Raw genomic sequence first — 14,951 nt, forward strand, 5'->3', positions numbered from 1 at the left:
ACCGAAATAGTTATATATACGATTTTCTATTATAAATTACAGAAGAAGATGAAATTAAAGAAGCATATAACAAAGGCAGAAAGATTAGAAGCGTCCTTGAAAAAATTAGATGTAGAAAGCGACTGGGAATCTATTGTGGAAATAACTTATGGAATTGCATTAAATTACATTGCGGTCATTTGCGAAATTAAACTCAATAAACACATAGATACACATAAGGGTCTGCCCAAATTTTTGGATAACAATGACATGGATAAATTATCCACCTACTTCAGAGAATTAGATGTACTTCGACAAGGACGCTGGTACGGTGGCAAACATGATGGTGAGACAGCCAAAATGGCGGTTTCAATAGTAGAAAAATTGAAATCTGAAGTAAAAAGATTGTTATGAATATAAAGGATAAAAAACTAATAGGAAGGTTCGTAGAAAAAACAAAGGATATAACAAATCTGCGGTGTATCGTACTTTTTGGTTCGATGGCAAGAGGCGAGGCAGATAAAAGATCTGATATAGATGTCTTGCTCGTTATTGAGGAAGAGAACCCTAAGTTATGCATTCCAGAGATTATGAATATAGTCACCAGCTTGAAGCCTCATCGTGAGATAAAACCAGTTGTCACCAACTTGGCTGATTATGATGAAGAGTTTTTGTGGACAGTACTGCGAGAAGGAAAAGTATTATGGGGGAGCATGGTGGTTACTCCTGACAAGTTTTTATTGAGCCCCTATAGGTTGATTTCTTACAATCTCAGTAAACTTAAACCCAGCAAGAAGGTTAAAATATCTCGCTTAATTCACGGCTATCAATCCAAGAAAATCATAAATGGCGAAACGAAGAAATATAAGTATACGGGTCTAAAAGACAAATATAATGTACATGTCATATCAAAAAATACGGTTTTAATACCAGAAAGACATGCGAAAAATTTCCTGAGTGAATTAGACAAACACGGTGTTGAATATCAAGAAAGGATAGTTTGGGCATGAAAATTTCCCTACGTTGAGAAGGAATTCACAAAGGAGGACTTCCGCTTCTTTATCTTCATGGACAAGCTCAACCTAAAAAAAGATGTTTAGATCCTGACTTCCCACATTTTAAGCACATGTTATGATCGATAATTGCTGCCTGATTCTCCTAAATGCCTGTTTTTCTCCTTAGAACTTCTTCATTTTTTCATGCTGGCGATAGCAATCCACATGTAATGATATGTGTTTACAATATAAGCATATATGATTCTTACAGAAATTACAAAGAAACAGAAGGGGATTTTGGAAAAACTAAATTTATGTGCTTAAAAATACGGAAGTTAGGTTAGATATGCCGGGGATAGATGAGAGGGAAAATGAGGCTTTCATCCTAAGGAAATACGGTTCTTGATAAATTCTTTGAATAAAGGATCAAAGATATCGTATTTTCCCTTTTCCACTCTTTCTATAAGTTGTGCGTTTATCATTTGATGAAGTATACCTCCTACTTTTCTTCCCAATTCATCTTCCAATTCCTTATATTGATTTTTCTCTTTTGCAAGGATTAATAATACTCCTTGTTGCAGGGTAGTTAGTCTTTCAAATAAATCGCTGAATAAAGGAGTCTCTCTTTCCGCGATTTCTTGAAACGCATATTTTATGTCATTGCAATCGGGATTTTTTATATCAGATATCCTCTCCATTGTTTTTACAATATAATCGGGGATTCCTTTTGTTAATTTCTTTAGAAGATCTATTTCTTTTTCACCTAAGTCTATATTCCAAAGTTTTGCCAATTTCTTGGTTGCTTTTGCATCAAAAGGAGATAAGCTGTATATCTCTACTTGTCTCCAAAATGCAGACGTTGATTTTGCGAATATTTTGTTTATAAAAGTAGTAGAGCTTCCACTAAAAATATATTGCATCCTTTTTTGAAATTGAATCACGCTTCTCATAACTGCTATGGTTTCAGCCATGTTACTAAATTTTTCAACATGTTGAAATTCATCCAATATCAAAATAATATGTACATTTCTCTTCTCTGAAAACTCTTCTAAAGATTTTAAAGTAGCTTTTACTAATTCTATCTCATCTTCTGATTTTTCTATAGACAACCTTAATTTTAGATATGTGCCGGTTGCATTTCCTATTTCTGCTTCTATTTTGCTTAGCCTTTCTGTGATTTCTTGAAATTTTCCTGTAAACCATTTACTAAATTTCTCTACCCTTAATTTTTTACCACTACAATAGGTATAGTTCTCTATCATCGATTTTATTATTTCATCGCATAAACCGCTCCAATTTCTTTTGTATAAAACATCGATATAGATGGGAATGATATCTTTGGATAGAGATTTTTGAATATATTTATATGAAAGATAGGTTTTTCCCAATCTTCTTGCTCCAGTTATCGCTATATGTCTTGGCTTTTGATTTTTTAAAGATTCCTTACTTTTTTTTAATTCTTCCAATTCTTCTTCTCTATCAACGAAATCTTTTGCTGCATTTATTATATCCTTTAGCATATAACCTTAAATGCATTTTACCCTAAAATATTTTTCCCTAATCTACTTTAAACTGATTTTACCTTAAATTCATTTAAGGAAAATACAATAGATCAGTAGAAGGAAGTGGATTTTGTTTTAAAAGAAGGCATGAATATTGCCCAGCTAATCTGGGCAGCCTATACATCTGGAAAAGATGAAATAGAAAAGAGAGAAATAAAATCATTGATCAAGGCAAGTGAAGAGCTAAAATGCAAAGATTTGTTGATAATCACATGGGATTATGAAGATGACCTAAAAACCGATGACAAAAAAATAAAATGCCTGCCTTTATGGAAATGGCTTCTATCGCCACTGCAATCTCAATATTATCAACCTTGCTTAAATCGGCGGTGAAGAATTGCTTGCTTTTATCTCCTCCTCATCCCAGTTCCATCATTTTACTATGCAGCGCGTCTATAAAATTCCATTGTGTTTCCGTATTACAAATTTCACTGCAAAAATACCAAAGTAGAAATATGAATTTCCTATTCGTTACATAATATGAAAGCTGTTATACTTGCCGCAGGAGAAGGTAAGAGACTTAGGCCTTTCACTAAAAATATGCCAAAGGTCATGCTTCCCATTGCCAATAAACCAATTTTGGAATATATTGTTGATGCTTTATCTGAAAGCAATATTAGGGATATTGTTATGGTGGTGGGTTATAAAAAAGAAAGTATTATGGATTATTTTGAAAGTGGAAAAGAATTTGGTGTGAATATAGAATACATCATTCAAGAAAAACAGATAGGCACAGGACATGCATTGATGCAGGCGGAAAGATGTATAAACGATCAATTCCTCGTCTTACCAGGGGATAACGTCATAAACGGTAAAAGCCTTTCAGCCCTCATAAATAACAGGTGCAAAACGGCAATACTTATTGAAGAAAGCTCATCACCTTCAAAATATGGTGTCGTCAAAGTGGAAGAAGAAATAATAAAAGGTATCATTGAAAAACCAGAAAAGACGGGGACAAATTTGGTATCTACGGGCGTTTATAAATTCCAGCCCATAATATTCGATATTATAAAAGAAGGTATGAAGTATGGGAAAAATCAAATAACCGATCCACTCCAATCAATGATCGAAAAGGGGGAAAAAATATGTGCAGTTAAAGGAAGCGGGGAATGGAGGGATGTTATTTACCCATGGAATCTGCTGGATGTAAACGCAAAAGCATTGCAGAATATTTTGCCTGCTACATCAGGAAAAATTGAAAAAAGTGTTGTTGTAAAAGGAAAAGTTGTTATTGGCGAAGGCACAACTATCCATTCGGGGTGCTATATAACCGGCCCTGTTGTTATCGGGAAGGGTTGTGAAATTGGCCCCAATGTGTGTATTTTTCCATCCACAAGCATTGGGAATAATGTAGCCATTTATCCTTTCAGTGAAATTCGTTATAGCGTGGTAATGGATGGGGCTACCGTCGGCTCATATTCATCCGTTTCTCATTCCGTTATAGGAAAAGGAACCAAAATTTTATCTCATTTTTCTAATATGGTCGGAAAAAGTGTTGTTGAAGTGGAAGGCGAATTCCATGAAATATATGATATTGGCTCATTTATTGGAGATGATTGCGAGATAGGAGGAAACGTTGTTGTTGAGCCTGGAAAAATTATAGGGGAAAACTGTAAAATTAATTCCCTGAAAGTGATAGATAGAGACATCCCCGGTGGAAGTAAAGTGATGTGATGTGCGGAATAACAGGATATATAGGCTACAGAAATGCATCTGAAGTGCTGATCGATTGTTTGAAAAGATTGGAATACAGAGGCTATGATTCAGCAGGGATTGGAGTTATAGGAAAAAAGCTATCGGTTTTTAAAGAAGTGGGAGAAATAAAAAACATAGAAAAGGAAATGCCAGAAATGGATGGAAATGTTGGCATTGGCCATACGAGATGGGCAACTCACGGTAAAGTAAGCAAAGAAAATGCTCACCCTCATTTAAGTTGCAACAAAAAAATTGCTTTGGTTCACAATGGCATTATAGAAGATTTTAAAATATTAAGAGGGGAATTGGAAGAAAAAAATCATAAATTTTATTCGGAGACCGATTCAGAGGTCATCATTCATTTAATTGAGGAAGAGTATAGTGATAATCTGGAAAATGCTGTTCTTTCCGCAATTAAAAAACTTAAAGGTTCTTATGCCCTCGTCGTTATTTCACAGGACGAGCCAGACAGGATTATTGCAGCAAGAAAAGAAAGCCCTCTCGTTATTGGAGTGGGAGACAATGAAAATTTTGTTGCATCTGATGTTCCAGCTTTCTTAAAATATACGAATAGAGCGATCTATCTCGATGATAATGAAATCTGCATTCTAAAAAATAATTCCGTAAAAATTATAAATCAAAATGGAAAAAAATTTTTTAGAGAGGAAAAGATGGTAAATTGGAGTATTGGGAGTGCAGAAAAATCTGGATATCCCCACTTCATGCTAAAAGAAATACACGAGCAGCCTTCTTCCATTTCTAATGTACTAATGGAGAGAATTTCAGAAATAGATCCCTGGGTAAATCTAGAGGGTATGGATATTGTGGATATATGTGATATAAATTCTATAACTATCGTTGCATGTGGAACTTCATTTTATGCTGGGATGATCGGGAAATATATTATAGAAAAATTGGCCTCAATTTCAGTTACCGTTGAATTATCATCTGAATACAGGTATTTTGGAAAAAAGGGCGGTATGGTTGTTGCTATAACCCAATCAGGAGAAACAGCGGACACACTTGGAGCCGTAAAAGAAGCAAAAAAATATGGATGTAAGACTGTGGCCATAACAAATGTTGCTGGGAGCAGCATTACGAGAATTGCTGACATATCTATTTTAACTCGGTGCGGCCCAGAAATGGGAGTGGCAGCCACAAAAACATTTACTTCCCAGATTGTTGCACTTTTTCTTCTTGCCCTTAAAATTGGAATAAAAAATGGTTCTTTAAATGAGAATGATTTAAGTGAATATGCTTCCCATCTCAGGAATCTTCCTTCATGCGTCAAAAAAGTTTTGGACGGGAAAGACAAGATAAAAAAAATAGCAGAGAGATTGAAGGAATATGAAGATGTCTTTTTCATTGGGAGAGGAATAAACTATCCTCTTGCCCTTGAAGGGGCTTTAAAATTAAAAGAGATTTCATATATACATGCTGAGGGATTTGCTGCCGGCGAGTTAAAGCATGGTCCATTTGCTTTACTTACAGAGAAAACCCCTACTATTGCAATTGTGACAAAAGATATCGCATATGAAAAAATTTTATCAAATATCGGGGAAATAAAGGCAAGAAACTCGCCAGTTATCGCAATTGCAGATGAAAACGATGAAGAAATTGAGACGTATGCTGACTTTGTGATTCGTTTCCCTTCATTGCCAGATCTTATTTCCTGCATACCTATCGCTGTCACACTTCAACTTCTTGCATACTATGTCGCAAATTTCAGGGAATGTTCTATTGATAAACCTCGCAATCTTGCAAAATCTGTAACTGTGGAGTGATAAAATGCTGTTTGGCTCATCTGGAATAAGGGGAATTGTAAACGAAGAAGTTACTGCTGAGCTTGCATTAAAAGTGGGGAAGGCATGCGCTTCTCTTTATAAAAAATTGGTGATAGGCATTGATCCAAGAAGTTCAAGCAAAATGATAAAAAATGCTGTCATAGCAGGTTCGCTTTCGGCAGGGGCAGAGATAGCAGATATCGGCCTCGTTTCCACTCCCACCCTTGCACATTCAGCAAAAAATTATGATGCGGGCATAATGATTACGGCTTCTCATAACCCAGAGCAGTATAACGGGATAAAGCTTTTCAATACAGACGGCTCGGGCTTTTCTATAAAACAGTCGGAGGAGATAGAAAAAAATTTGGATGGAAATAACGTTAAATGGAATGAGGTGAAGAGAATAAAAAAGTATGACAATGCCGTCATAGATCATATCAAATCGATTCTAGAAGCCATCTCTCCCATAAAAAATAAAATAAAGGTGGTTGTTGAATGTTCCAATGGCTCTACAGGAACGATAACTCCCTATCTATTACGAAAAATGGGATGTGAAGTTACTACACTCAATGCCCAGCTCGATGGGTTTTTTCCAGCCCATGACCCTGAGCCGATTGAAGAAAATCTTTTTGGTTTGAAAAAACAGGTTATTGCATCAAATGCCGACATCGGACTTGCCCATGATTGTGATGGCGACAGAATCGTTGTCATAAACAGGGAAGGAAAATTCATATCAAATGACGGGCTTTTAGCAATACTTGCAAAATATACAAATGAGAAGGGAAAAATAGTTGTTCCAATCAACACATCATTTTCTCTGGATTCATATCTTCCAGATGCGGAAATTGTAAGAACAAAAGTAGGAGATATTTTCATTTCAGAAAAATTGAAAGAGATAAAAGGCCATTTCGGAGGTGAACCATCTGGAACGTATATCTTTCCCTCTTTTTCTTACTGTCCTGATGGGATATATGCTGCTGCAAAAATTATAAAGATGTTAGAAGACATAAATGTCGAAGAGGAATTGAAACAAATTCCCCAATATCATATTGTTAGAAATAATGTTATTTTAACAAAGAAAAAAATAAGGGATAGAATGAAAAAAATTGAGGAAGAACTGAATAAATTTGATTATGAAAAAGTAAATAAGATCGATGGAATTCGTATAGATATGCAGGATTCATGGGCTTTGATTCGCCCTTCAGGAACAGAACCAAAAATTAGAATAACTGTTGAAGCAAAAGAAAAAGTAGAGGTAAACAATTTGTATAATAAAGTTATGGACATTGTAAAGAGGTGTACAAAATGAAATGCATAATTCTGGCAGCAGGAGAAGGAAAAAGGATGCATCCCTTAACATATACCCGTCCAAAAGTTATGTTACCGATTGCCAATAAACCGATTCTAGAATGGAATTTATTAAATGCCATAGAAGCTGGTTTAAAGGAATTTATTTTTGTTGTTGGGTATAAAAGCGAAATGGTGAGAAACTATTTTGGAAATGGAAAAGAATGGAACGTTAATATAGAATATGTGAATCAAGGTAAAGCTTTAGGAACATCACATGCCATAGGAATGGTTGAAAAATTTGTTGATGATTTCGTTGTTTTATGTGGGGATACCATCTTTGGAAAAAAAGATATAAAGAATATTGCAAAAAAAATAAGTATGGGTTTGGTAAAGGTTGAAGACGCCCAGGAATACGGAATTGTTGAATTGGACGGGAAAAAAATTATAAAAATTTATGAAAAAATGGAAAGGCCCTTCTCGAATGTAATAAACGCTGGCATTTACCATTTCAATAAAGAAATTTTTGATTTCGTCAGAAAAACAGGGAAATCATTAAGAGGAGAATATGAAATCACCGACTCAATAAATTTGCTTCTGGAAAAAGATGAAATGGAAGGCATTTTTTTGGATGAATGGATGGATGCAGTGTATCCATGGCATTTATTGGAGGGAAATGAAGAATTACTTAAAAAAATGGATGGCAATGTGGAAGGCATCGTGGAAAAAAATGTTGCTGTAAAGGGGAAGGTTAGCGTTGGAAAAGGAAGTATAATAATGGATGGAAGTTATATAGAAGGGCCGGTTGTTATTGGCAATAATTGTAAAATCGGACCGAATTGTTATATCCGTTCCAATACTACAATAGGAAAAAATTGCCGTATTGGTAACGCATGTGAAGTAAAAAATTCAATTGTAATGGATGGAAGCAATGTCCCCCATCAAAATTATGTTGGTGACTCTGTTATTGGCTCGAATTGCAATTTAGGAGCAGGAACGAAAATAGCAAATTTAAGGATGGATAAGAAAAATATTGAAGTTTATCTAAATGGAAAGAAAATAGACATAAAAAGAAGAAAATTAGGCTCGATTATGGGAGATGATGTCCAGACAGGCATAAACTCTATGGTAAATGCTGGAACAATAATTGGTAACAACGTTTTTATCGGCCCAGGGGCAATGGCAAATGGAGAAATAAGACCAGATGCAAGGATAATGTAAATATATTCCACAATCAATTCGTGCATATCCTTAATCACATTCTAGCGAGAAATCCCCAATCTTTAGGTAGGGAATGAATCGTCCGGAAAATTATAAAACGCCGATAGGCGTTTTCTTCCCCTTGAGGGGAAAGCCACGCAATTTATTGTGGGGAAGGGATGACCTCTACCCAAATCAGTTGTAAAGAATTTTCTATTTGCCTTTGTCTTTTCTTCGTTCCATTTCCACTATCCCTTATCCAATAATCGTTTTTGTATATGTTTTGGAAAAATATAAATATTATAGCTGCTATAGAAATATTATGGAAAATACAACAACTATACAGGTGGAGAGAGAAATAAAAGAGGTGCTCAAAAAAATGGGAAGGAAGGGGGATACATATAACGAAATCATTAAAAGATTGATTGAAAAAGCAGAATATATTGAATTTATGGGAGAGCAGTATGTGGTTTTAGATAATGAAAAAGAATGGACTCCTATAGATGAGTTATAATGAGGGAAATTCTTTTGTCAACTCCTGCGAGAAAGCAGTATAGCAATCTTGAAGGAGAACCGAAAAGCAGGATAAAAACCGCTTTAAAGGATATCGCCGCCGGAAATGAAAAAAGAGATGTTAAAAAATTGAAGGGTTTGAAGGGAAGGAAAGATTTGTACAGGCTAAGAGTGGGTGACTACAGGGTAATATATTATGAAGATGCTGAATGCATTAAAGTCACTCAGATTATTCATAGAAGCAAGGGGTACGATTGGTTATAAATTCATTCCTCTACCAATTCATGTACATCCTGCACTTTGCTCAAATCAGTTGTAAAGAATTGTTTGTTTTTATCTTTTCCTTGCCCCAGTCCCACCATTTTATATCAAGCAACTGCTTCCTTATGTGCTCTGGAAAACGCCATTTTAACTGTTTTAACCAGAAGTGGTTAAATATTCTAACGGGTTTTAGAAAGTAATGCCAATAACAATATCCAAAAAAGATATAAAAATGTTCGAAAAACTTAAGTTATTATCAGAAATATCTCCAATCAAGGGAAGACTAAGATCTTTTGAGAGAGAACATGGATGTGATTTCAAAACTTTTGAAGAAAAAGTAAAAGAAGGAAAAGAAGATTTTGGGAAATGGGATGATTACATTGAATGGAAAGCATACTGGGAAATCTTAAAGGAACTGGAAAATGTTGAAGACTTTAGAATCACTGGAGAAGAGTGAAATTGTTAAGCACTATGAAATCCTGGATTTCAAGCAAGGCAAAAACTTTTATTTCATAAAAATAAAGGCAATATTTGTCGATAAAAGTGAGTTGCATATAAGAGAGTTTATTTCCGAAGAGGAATACCTGTATTCATATCACTGGCAGGATAATAACGGGATAATGAGAATAAGGTGGGATAATTCACTGCACCACAAACATCTAAAAAGCTTTCCACACCATGATATTCCTTCAAAATCGTAATGTGATGAATTTACTGCTAAACTGTAAGCATTTCAATAGAAGGTAGGATAAGTCAATTCCTGCCAAATCAAATATGACGTTACGGAATTTTAGGAACATCCCTGTACAGTAAGGGTTAAATATGCATTATAGTATGAGATTCATTATGGGAAAAATGATTTTATTCGAGAAAGATGCGATTCATGCACTGGTACAAACGAGAGATCTTCTAGAAGAAATACTTGAGACTCTTGATGTCATGGCTGATGAAGAAATGATGAAAAAGATTTCTGTTGCAGAGGAGGATGTAAAAGAAGGAAGAATCAGAGATTTTGATGAGTTTTTAAGTGAACTGGATGAAGTATAAAATCAAAACTACCAAACAATTTGAGAAGGACTTTAGAAAGTCGGAGAAAAGTCTTAGAGAAAATGTTATTAAGAAAATTGATAAGTTGAGAGAAAATCCATACTCGTTCAAAAGATTGCACGGAAGTTTGAAAGGGAAACACAGCCTCAGAGTTGGCGATTATAGGGTTGTGTATGTAATAAATGATAATAAAAAGGAAGTAATACTTTACTGCCTTGGTCATAGAAAAAGAGTTTATGAGAGGATTTAAAAAAGGAATTTTCGATTTATCTGTTGATACCTTGAACATAAAAAAGATGTTTGGATATATCAAAGAGGAGGTGAGGGGGAAACGATCGAAATCAGTTAAAATGAGCTACGGGCATAAAACTATTTAAATCTTGATTTTCTTCTTTTAATCTCATCTGAACTCTCTTTTGACCCATGTCTTGTCAAAATCTTTATCGTTTGAATAAATGGTATCTATATTCATTCTCTTCATAACAGCTAAGGATATGCAATCATTGAAATCTATTTGATATTTTTTGATGTATTTGGATGCTAATAAAAAATCATCTATATTCGGGGGAACTATCTCCAAGTATAAAATTGAGGATATTAATTTTATTTTCTCTTCTATCTCTTTCCTTCTCTTATGTTTTTCCAACCACCAGCATATTTCACCAAGGTTTATTTGAGAGGTTACTGCTTCTTCTTTCTCATCAATTCTCTTCAATATCCTCTTTGACCGTTCTCCAAACTCGGGGTGTCCTTGGATGACATAAAGGAAGATATTCGTATCTACAAATCTTTTTCTATTCTTTCCTTCATCCATTCCCGTCCCTCTTTTTTTGGATTTTCCTCCGGCGTTACTTTTACGCTTCCATACAATTTTTCTATGGGTTTTTCTACCACGTTTTTTGGTTTTATTATTAATTTCCTGCCTTCGATCTCTATTATTACTTTCTCTCCTTCCTCTATTTTTAGTCTCCTTCTCATCTTTTTGGGGATGACAATTCTTCCACCTACCGATATTTTAGTTTCTTCCGTTTCCATCATAAATACATAGCAGTTTTGGTATATAATATTTACCATTATATATTATCCATGAAAATTATGCCAAATTATAACTGGTAGAACAATAACTCAATTTGATATCCCTGGCTCATATACAATATTGCTACAAGAATTCACAAAAGATGATTTCGATTTTTGATGAATACATTGAATGTAAAAAAGATGTTTAGATATGTTAAGGAGGAGATAAGAGGAAAATTGGACATCTCCAGCTGCAAACGTTCTTCCTATGATTTTTAGATGTTTAACTGGGCAAGAATCTTCCTAGTTCCAGAACCGAACTTTTTGGAATAGTTGCATAGTCTTTCCATATCAAATTCGTCTACAGCCATATCGTTAACTAAGGAATTCACTTCCTCTACATCCAAATCCCCATTTTTCACGCATCGTATGTAAATGAGATCGAGCAATGCTTTTTCAGGTTCAGCTACCAATACTGTTCCTTCTCTCCAGTACCCCCAAAATAGGTAATGGCTGATCTGGTGATATTCATATGTTGCTCTATCTTTTCTGTAGATATATGGTAGTTTGGTGGTCACAAGCGTAAGCGTATATACTCTTTGACTGAGTATTCCCTGTTTTGAAAGAGCGTATTCCATAGAAAGGTATGAGGGATAGCGGATAATCATAGCTATCTCTTCAGAAGAAGGAAGCATGAACGGATTTTCATACCATGCATGAGCCGCACGAGCGATAACATCTGCTTTGACAAGACGTGCTAGCTGCACCGAGAGTGAAGATTTATCTTCTCCTGTCAATTGGATGAGATCAGATAGTGAAAATAACTTCTTTTCTCTATGCTGTTTGAAAAAGTTCAGCCATTCATCAACCTTCACTTTTCTCACCCTAAACATTCTCCACGCTTTCTACTTCCTTCGCAACCTTGGTCACTATCTCATTAAATACCTCGCTATATTGATCAAGAACTGGCTTAGGGAGAAATCTTTTCATTTCATGTGAAAGAATAAGAATACCTTCTTCTCTGATCCTTTTACTTGCCAAGAGAAGTCTTTCTTTCAATCTCGCAAATGTGCTTCCGTAATCTTCTGCCTTTTGGATAACAAGATCCCAAGGAATTGAGACCTGCTTTTCAATAGCGAGGAAGTAAATATCCCAGATGTCTCTGCCTTTAAGATAAGGTCTGCAACCTAAGGCAGTTATCTTGTCTGCTAGGATCTCTGAGATATCCTCTACTCTTACTACAGGATTAAAAGGTGGATAATCTAGAATTTTTGGTTGATTGCGATAAGATGAAACGTATGCCAGCTCGATGTGGATACGAAGGTTTTGTTCCGGTATATCTGAAATGGTTCTAAGGATAAAACGTTGCATATTCTGATCCTTTTTTTGAATGCGGATTCTGATTTCTTTTAGGAAAGGAAATACATCTTTAACGAATGTTTGAATCTTAGAGAGATTTTTGGTAAGATCAAAGATTTTTTTCTGTCTAAGAACGAAATCTAAATCTTCTGAAAAGCGGGGGTTCCCATAGAATAATCTTAGTAAGGTTCCACCTTGAAATACCAGATTGTTGAATGCCTCTTCGCGGCTCAAAGATGTAAGGATTGCTTTCTGCACTTCTTCCTGGAATACTTGGTGTATGCTCTCTCCTCTCCTTTTTCCGCTATTGACAATCTCTTCCCACATCATGGTTTCCACATCGCAAATTTAACATTTTTGTTAATTTTTTCAAGTATGTAATATCCAAACGGTATATAAAATTAATTATTGCTTAGAAGGCTTAATTTCTCATAAATACTTCCAATAAAAAAGATGTTTAGATATATCAAGGAAGAGATAAGAGGAAATAATCAAAGGCATTTTTATTTGTTGAAAATATCAATGATTTTCTTTCCAGCACCACCATCGCCAGAGCCAAATGAGATTTTGATTTTGACATAATGGGATTTTAGGAAAGTCATAATATTTAACAAGCATCAACAAAGCACAAGAGTGAAAGATAAGACTAAATATCGCGATTTTATTCTGGTTGCACAAGGTGATACTATGGCAAAAAAAGATTTGATAACTGGAATTACAGGACAGATGGGGTTACCTTGCCAATTTTTTGCTAAATAAAGGCTATGGAAGTAAAATAGAAAAGAGTAAAGTATATAAATAGTGAGTTTATTAATTGTATTTATGGTAACAAAATATGTTACTTTGGATGAAAAAAGAAAAGGATTATCGAAAAAGGAAAGTTATCTTTTGTCCTATTTGGCAGAAAATAGAAAAAGCATATTCGTACTGGGGGATGTTGTAGAAGTTTTAGATTGTAGTTATGAAAATGCGAAGGTTATCGTTGAAAGGCTTGCAAAGAAAAAATGGATTGTGAGGATAATAAAAGGAAAATATTTAATAGTACCTTTGATTGCAGGGATTAAAGGAGAATATACAGAGCACGAGTTCATTATTGCTTCCTTATTCGAGCCTTGTTACATTGCTTATTGGACTGCTTTAAACTATTATGGATTTACAGAACAGGTGCCGAACAAAATCTTTGTTGCTATAAGAAAAAGAACGAATGACAGAGAAATACTCGGAACAAAATTCAAATTTGTTTATATTTCAGAAAAAAAATTCTTTGGTTTTAATGACATTTCGATCTCAAATGTTAGTGTTAGGATTTCAGATAAAGAAAAAACAATAGTTGATTGTCTCGATAAGCCAAAATACTGTGGTGGTATAGAAGAAATCACAAAAGCCATCTTTTTTGCAAAAGAGGAAATTGATTTTGGAAAATTAACGAACTATGCCATAAAAATAGGCAATAATGCAGTAATAAAAAGATTGGGATTTATTCTTGATTTTCTGGGGGTAAACTCAAAGAATTTGAAGAACAAAATTTCAGATAGTTATTCGATTTTAGACCCTACAAAAGTAAAAACAGGAAAATACGATTCAAAATGGAAGGTATTGGTAAATGTAAGTGAAGAAGAATTAAAGTGGTAAAATGTTAACAGAGGAAGAGATAAGGCGGATAGCAAGAAGAAAAAATTTGAATGTTGGGCTAACAGAAAAAGACTACGTTATTGAATGGCTACTAAAAGGAATATATGAATCAAATATCAAAGATGGTTTGATATTCAAAGGTGGAACTGCAATCAAAAAAGTCTATTTTCCAGAGACCTGGAGATTTTCTCATGATTTAGATTTTACTGCTTTATGTTTGGACAGCAAGAATATAGAGAATCAATTAGAAGAGGTTTTTGATGATATCGAGGAGAAATCCTTAATAAAACTTAAATTTAAATCGTTTCATGCAACGTCTGGTAGCATAATTGCAAATGTACAGTTCCTGGGTCCATTAAATGCTAAGAATAGAATAAGACTGGATATAACTCTTGATGAGAAGGTTATTACAGAACCTGTCTTGAAGGTAGTGGACTCGCGATATCCAGATATTGGAAGATACAATATCGGAGTTTACTCTCTTGAAGAAATTTTAGTTGAGAAAACAAGGAGCATATTACAGAGAGGTAAGAGTAGAGATTACTATGATGTATGGATGCTATTAAAAGTAAAAAAATTTGATTTGAAAGAGATCAGAAAATTATTGATAGAAAAATGCC

Annotated in this window: 21 protein-coding genes; 16 read left to right on the plus strand and 5 right to left on the minus strand. The window is 34.6% G+C overall.

The window, feature by feature from the left end:
- Both U9O96_00310 and U9O96_00315 read left to right on the plus strand, forming a co-directional pair.
- On the plus strand, positions 1 to 393 hold a 393-nt coding region (locus tag U9O96_00310; GenBank protein MEA2053553.1), incomplete at its 5' end, for a hypothetical protein.
- The gene (locus U9O96_00315; protein MEA2053554.1) at positions 390 to 989 is read left to right on the plus strand and encodes a nucleotidyltransferase domain-containing protein; all 600 of its coding nucleotides are present in this window, start codon (positions 390 to 392) and stop codon (positions 987 to 989) included. The genes U9O96_00310 and U9O96_00315, both read left to right, overlap by 4 nt.
- 365 nt (positions 990 to 1,354) lie before the next feature.
- On the opposite strand, the gene U9O96_00320 is transcribed toward U9O96_00315, so the two are convergent.
- The gene (locus tag U9O96_00320; protein ID MEA2053555.1) at positions 1,355 to 2,494 is read right to left on the minus strand and encodes an ATP-binding protein; all 1,140 of its coding nucleotides are present in this window, start codon (positions 2,492 to 2,494) and stop codon (positions 1,355 to 1,357) included.
- Positions 2,495 to 2,599: 105 nt separating this feature from the next.
- On the opposite strand from U9O96_00320, the gene U9O96_00325 reads away from it, so the two are divergent.
- The 11 genes from U9O96_00325 to U9O96_00375 all read left to right on the plus strand — a co-directional run bounded on the left by U9O96_00325 (position 2,600) and on the right by U9O96_00375 (position 10,573).
- Positions 2,600 to 2,869: a hypothetical protein gene (locus U9O96_00325; protein MEA2053556.1), complete on the plus strand. Its 270-nt coding sequence runs from the start codon at positions 2,600 to 2,602 to the stop codon at positions 2,867 to 2,869.
- Between the two features lie 147 nt (positions 2,870 to 3,016).
- Positions 3,017 to 4,210, plus strand: coding sequence for a bifunctional sugar-1-phosphate nucleotidylyltransferase/acetyltransferase (glmU, locus tag U9O96_00330; GenBank protein ID MEA2053557.1), 1,194 nt, complete (start codon positions 3,017 to 3,019; stop codon positions 4,208 to 4,210).
- On the plus strand, positions 4,210 to 6,015 hold the full coding sequence (glmS, locus tag U9O96_00335; GenBank protein ID MEA2053558.1) for a glutamine--fructose-6-phosphate transaminase (isomerizing): 1,806 nt from the start codon (positions 4,210 to 4,212) through the stop codon (positions 6,013 to 6,015). The genes glmU (U9O96_00330) and glmS overlap by 1 nt, the downstream gene beginning before the upstream one ends.
- A gap of 4 nt (positions 6,016 to 6,019) precedes the next feature.
- Positions 6,020 to 7,324: a phosphoglucosamine mutase gene (gene glmM, locus U9O96_00340; protein MEA2053559.1), complete on the plus strand. Its 1,305-nt coding sequence runs from the start codon at positions 6,020 to 6,022 to the stop codon at positions 7,322 to 7,324.
- On the plus strand, positions 7,321 to 8,523 hold the full coding sequence (gene glmU, locus U9O96_00345; GenBank protein MEA2053560.1) for a bifunctional sugar-1-phosphate nucleotidylyltransferase/acetyltransferase: 1,203 nt from the start codon (positions 7,321 to 7,323) through the stop codon (positions 8,521 to 8,523). The genes glmM and glmU (U9O96_00345) overlap by 4 nt, the downstream gene beginning before the upstream one ends.
- Positions 8,524 to 8,824: 301 nt before the next feature.
- Complete coding sequence (locus U9O96_00350) at positions 8,825 to 9,016, plus strand: hypothetical protein (GenBank protein ID MEA2053561.1); 192 nt, start codon at positions 8,825 to 8,827, stop codon at positions 9,014 to 9,016.
- Complete coding sequence (locus tag U9O96_00355; GenBank protein MEA2053562.1) at positions 9,016 to 9,279, plus strand: type II toxin-antitoxin system RelE/ParE family toxin; 264 nt, start codon at positions 9,016 to 9,018, stop codon at positions 9,277 to 9,279. The genes U9O96_00350 and U9O96_00355 overlap by 1 nt, the downstream gene beginning before the upstream one ends.
- Positions 9,280 to 9,475: 196 nt before the next feature.
- On the plus strand, positions 9,476 to 9,733 hold the full coding sequence (locus U9O96_00360) for a hypothetical protein (protein MEA2053563.1): 258 nt from the start codon (positions 9,476 to 9,478) through the stop codon (positions 9,731 to 9,733).
- A complete protein-coding gene (locus U9O96_00365; protein ID MEA2053564.1) occupies positions 9,699 to 9,977 on the plus strand; it encodes a DUF6516 family protein in 279 nt (92 codons plus the stop codon). The genes U9O96_00360 and U9O96_00365 overlap by 35 nt, the downstream gene beginning before the upstream one ends.
- A gap of 145 nt (positions 9,978 to 10,122) precedes the next feature.
- Complete coding sequence (locus tag U9O96_00370) at positions 10,123 to 10,323, plus strand: hypothetical protein (protein ID MEA2053565.1); 201 nt, start codon at positions 10,123 to 10,125, stop codon at positions 10,321 to 10,323.
- Positions 10,313 to 10,573, plus strand: coding sequence for a type II toxin-antitoxin system RelE/ParE family toxin (locus U9O96_00375; protein MEA2053566.1), 261 nt, complete (start codon positions 10,313 to 10,315; stop codon positions 10,571 to 10,573). The genes U9O96_00370 and U9O96_00375 overlap by 11 nt, the downstream gene beginning before the upstream one ends.
- Before the next feature lie 150 nt (positions 10,574 to 10,723).
- Here the strand turns inward: U9O96_00375 and U9O96_00380 are convergent, their stop codons facing one another.
- From U9O96_00380 to U9O96_00395, 4 genes are all read right to left on the minus strand, one after another.
- Positions 10,724 to 11,137 carry a type II toxin-antitoxin system VapC family toxin gene (locus U9O96_00380; GenBank protein MEA2053567.1) on the minus strand — a complete coding sequence of 138 codons (414 nt, stop codon included), beginning with the start codon at positions 11,135 to 11,137 and terminating at the stop codon, positions 10,724 to 10,726.
- Positions 11,104 to 11,358 carry an AbrB/MazE/SpoVT family DNA-binding domain-containing protein gene (locus U9O96_00385; GenBank protein ID MEA2053568.1) on the minus strand — a complete coding sequence of 85 codons (255 nt, stop codon included), beginning with the start codon at positions 11,356 to 11,358 and terminating at the stop codon, positions 11,104 to 11,106. The genes U9O96_00380 and U9O96_00385 overlap by 34 nt, the downstream gene beginning before the upstream one ends.
- A 257-nt stretch (positions 11,359 to 11,615) precedes the next feature.
- A complete protein-coding gene (locus U9O96_00390; protein MEA2053569.1) occupies positions 11,616 to 12,224 on the minus strand; it encodes a hypothetical protein in 609 nt (202 codons plus the stop codon).
- Between the two features lies 1 nt (position 12,225).
- Complete coding sequence (locus U9O96_00395) at positions 12,226 to 13,029, minus strand: nucleotidyl transferase AbiEii/AbiGii toxin family protein (protein MEA2053570.1); 804 nt, start codon at positions 13,027 to 13,029, stop codon at positions 12,226 to 12,228.
- 303 nt (positions 13,030 to 13,332) lie between these two features.
- Here U9O96_00395 and U9O96_00400 point away from each other — a divergent pair, with 303 nt between their 5' ends.
- The 3 genes from U9O96_00400 to U9O96_00410 all read left to right on the plus strand — a co-directional run.
- On the plus strand, positions 13,333 to 13,458 hold the full coding sequence (locus U9O96_00400) for a hypothetical protein (protein MEA2053571.1): 126 nt from the start codon (positions 13,333 to 13,335) through the stop codon (positions 13,456 to 13,458).
- A 63-nt stretch (positions 13,459 to 13,521) separates the two neighbouring features.
- The gene (locus U9O96_00405; protein ID MEA2053572.1) at positions 13,522 to 14,331 is read left to right on the plus strand and encodes a type IV toxin-antitoxin system AbiEi family antitoxin; all 810 of its coding nucleotides are present in this window, start codon (positions 13,522 to 13,524) and stop codon (positions 14,329 to 14,331) included.
- 1 nt (position 14,332) lies between these two features.
- A partial coding sequence (locus U9O96_00410) for a nucleotidyl transferase AbiEii/AbiGii toxin family protein (GenBank protein MEA2053573.1) occupies positions 14,333 to 14,951 on the plus strand: 619 nt, incomplete at its 3' end.

This window comes from Candidatus Thermoplasmatota archaeon (assembly GCA_034660695.1).
Taxonomy (GTDB): Archaea; Thermoplasmatota; E2; order UBA202; family DSCA01; genus JAYEJS01.

Excerpts from the sequence above, each read along its gene's own strand:
- U9O96_00315 (MEA2053554.1), top strand. The coding sequence starts at position 390 with ATGAATATAAAGGATAAAAAACTAATAGGAAGGTTCGTAGAAAAAACA.
- U9O96_00320 (MEA2053555.1), bottom strand. The coding sequence starts at position 2,494 with ATGCTAAAGGATATAATAAATGCAGCAAAAGATTTCGTTGATAGAGAA.
- glmU (MEA2053557.1), top strand. The coding sequence starts at position 3,017 with ATGAAAGCTGTTATACTTGCCGCAGGAGAAGGTAAGAGACTTAGGCCT.
- glmS (MEA2053558.1), top strand. The coding sequence starts at position 4,210 with ATGTGCGGAATAACAGGATATATAGGCTACAGAAATGCATCTGAAGTG.
- glmM (MEA2053559.1), top strand. The coding sequence starts at position 6,020 with ATGCTGTTTGGCTCATCTGGAATAAGGGGAATTGTAAACGAAGAAGTT.
- glmU (MEA2053560.1), top strand. The coding sequence starts at position 7,321 with ATGAAATGCATAATTCTGGCAGCAGGAGAAGGAAAAAGGATGCATCCC.
- U9O96_00350 (MEA2053561.1), top strand. The coding sequence starts at position 8,825 with ATGGAAAATACAACAACTATACAGGTGGAGAGAGAAATAAAAGAGGTG.
- U9O96_00355 (MEA2053562.1), top strand. The coding sequence starts at position 9,016 with ATGAGGGAAATTCTTTTGTCAACTCCTGCGAGAAAGCAGTATAGCAAT.
- U9O96_00360 (MEA2053563.1), top strand. The coding sequence starts at position 9,476 with ATGCCAATAACAATATCCAAAAAAGATATAAAAATGTTCGAAAAACTT.
- U9O96_00365 (MEA2053564.1), top strand. The coding sequence starts at position 9,699 with ATGTTGAAGACTTTAGAATCACTGGAGAAGAGTGAAATTGTTAAGCAC.
- U9O96_00370 (MEA2053565.1), top strand. The coding sequence starts at position 10,123 with ATGGGAAAAATGATTTTATTCGAGAAAGATGCGATTCATGCACTGGTA.
- U9O96_00375 (MEA2053566.1), top strand. The coding sequence starts at position 10,313 with ATGAAGTATAAAATCAAAACTACCAAACAATTTGAGAAGGACTTTAGA.
- U9O96_00380 (MEA2053567.1), bottom strand. The coding sequence starts at position 11,137 with ATGGATGAAGGAAAGAATAGAAAAAGATTTGTAGATACGAATATCTTC.
- U9O96_00385 (MEA2053568.1), bottom strand. The coding sequence starts at position 11,358 with ATGGAAACGGAAGAAACTAAAATATCGGTAGGTGGAAGAATTGTCATC.
- U9O96_00395 (MEA2053570.1), bottom strand. The coding sequence starts at position 13,029 with ATGATGTGGGAAGAGATTGTCAATAGCGGAAAAAGGAGAGGAGAGAGC.
- U9O96_00405 (MEA2053572.1), top strand. The coding sequence starts at position 13,522 with ATGGTAACAAAATATGTTACTTTGGATGAAAAAAGAAAAGGATTATCG.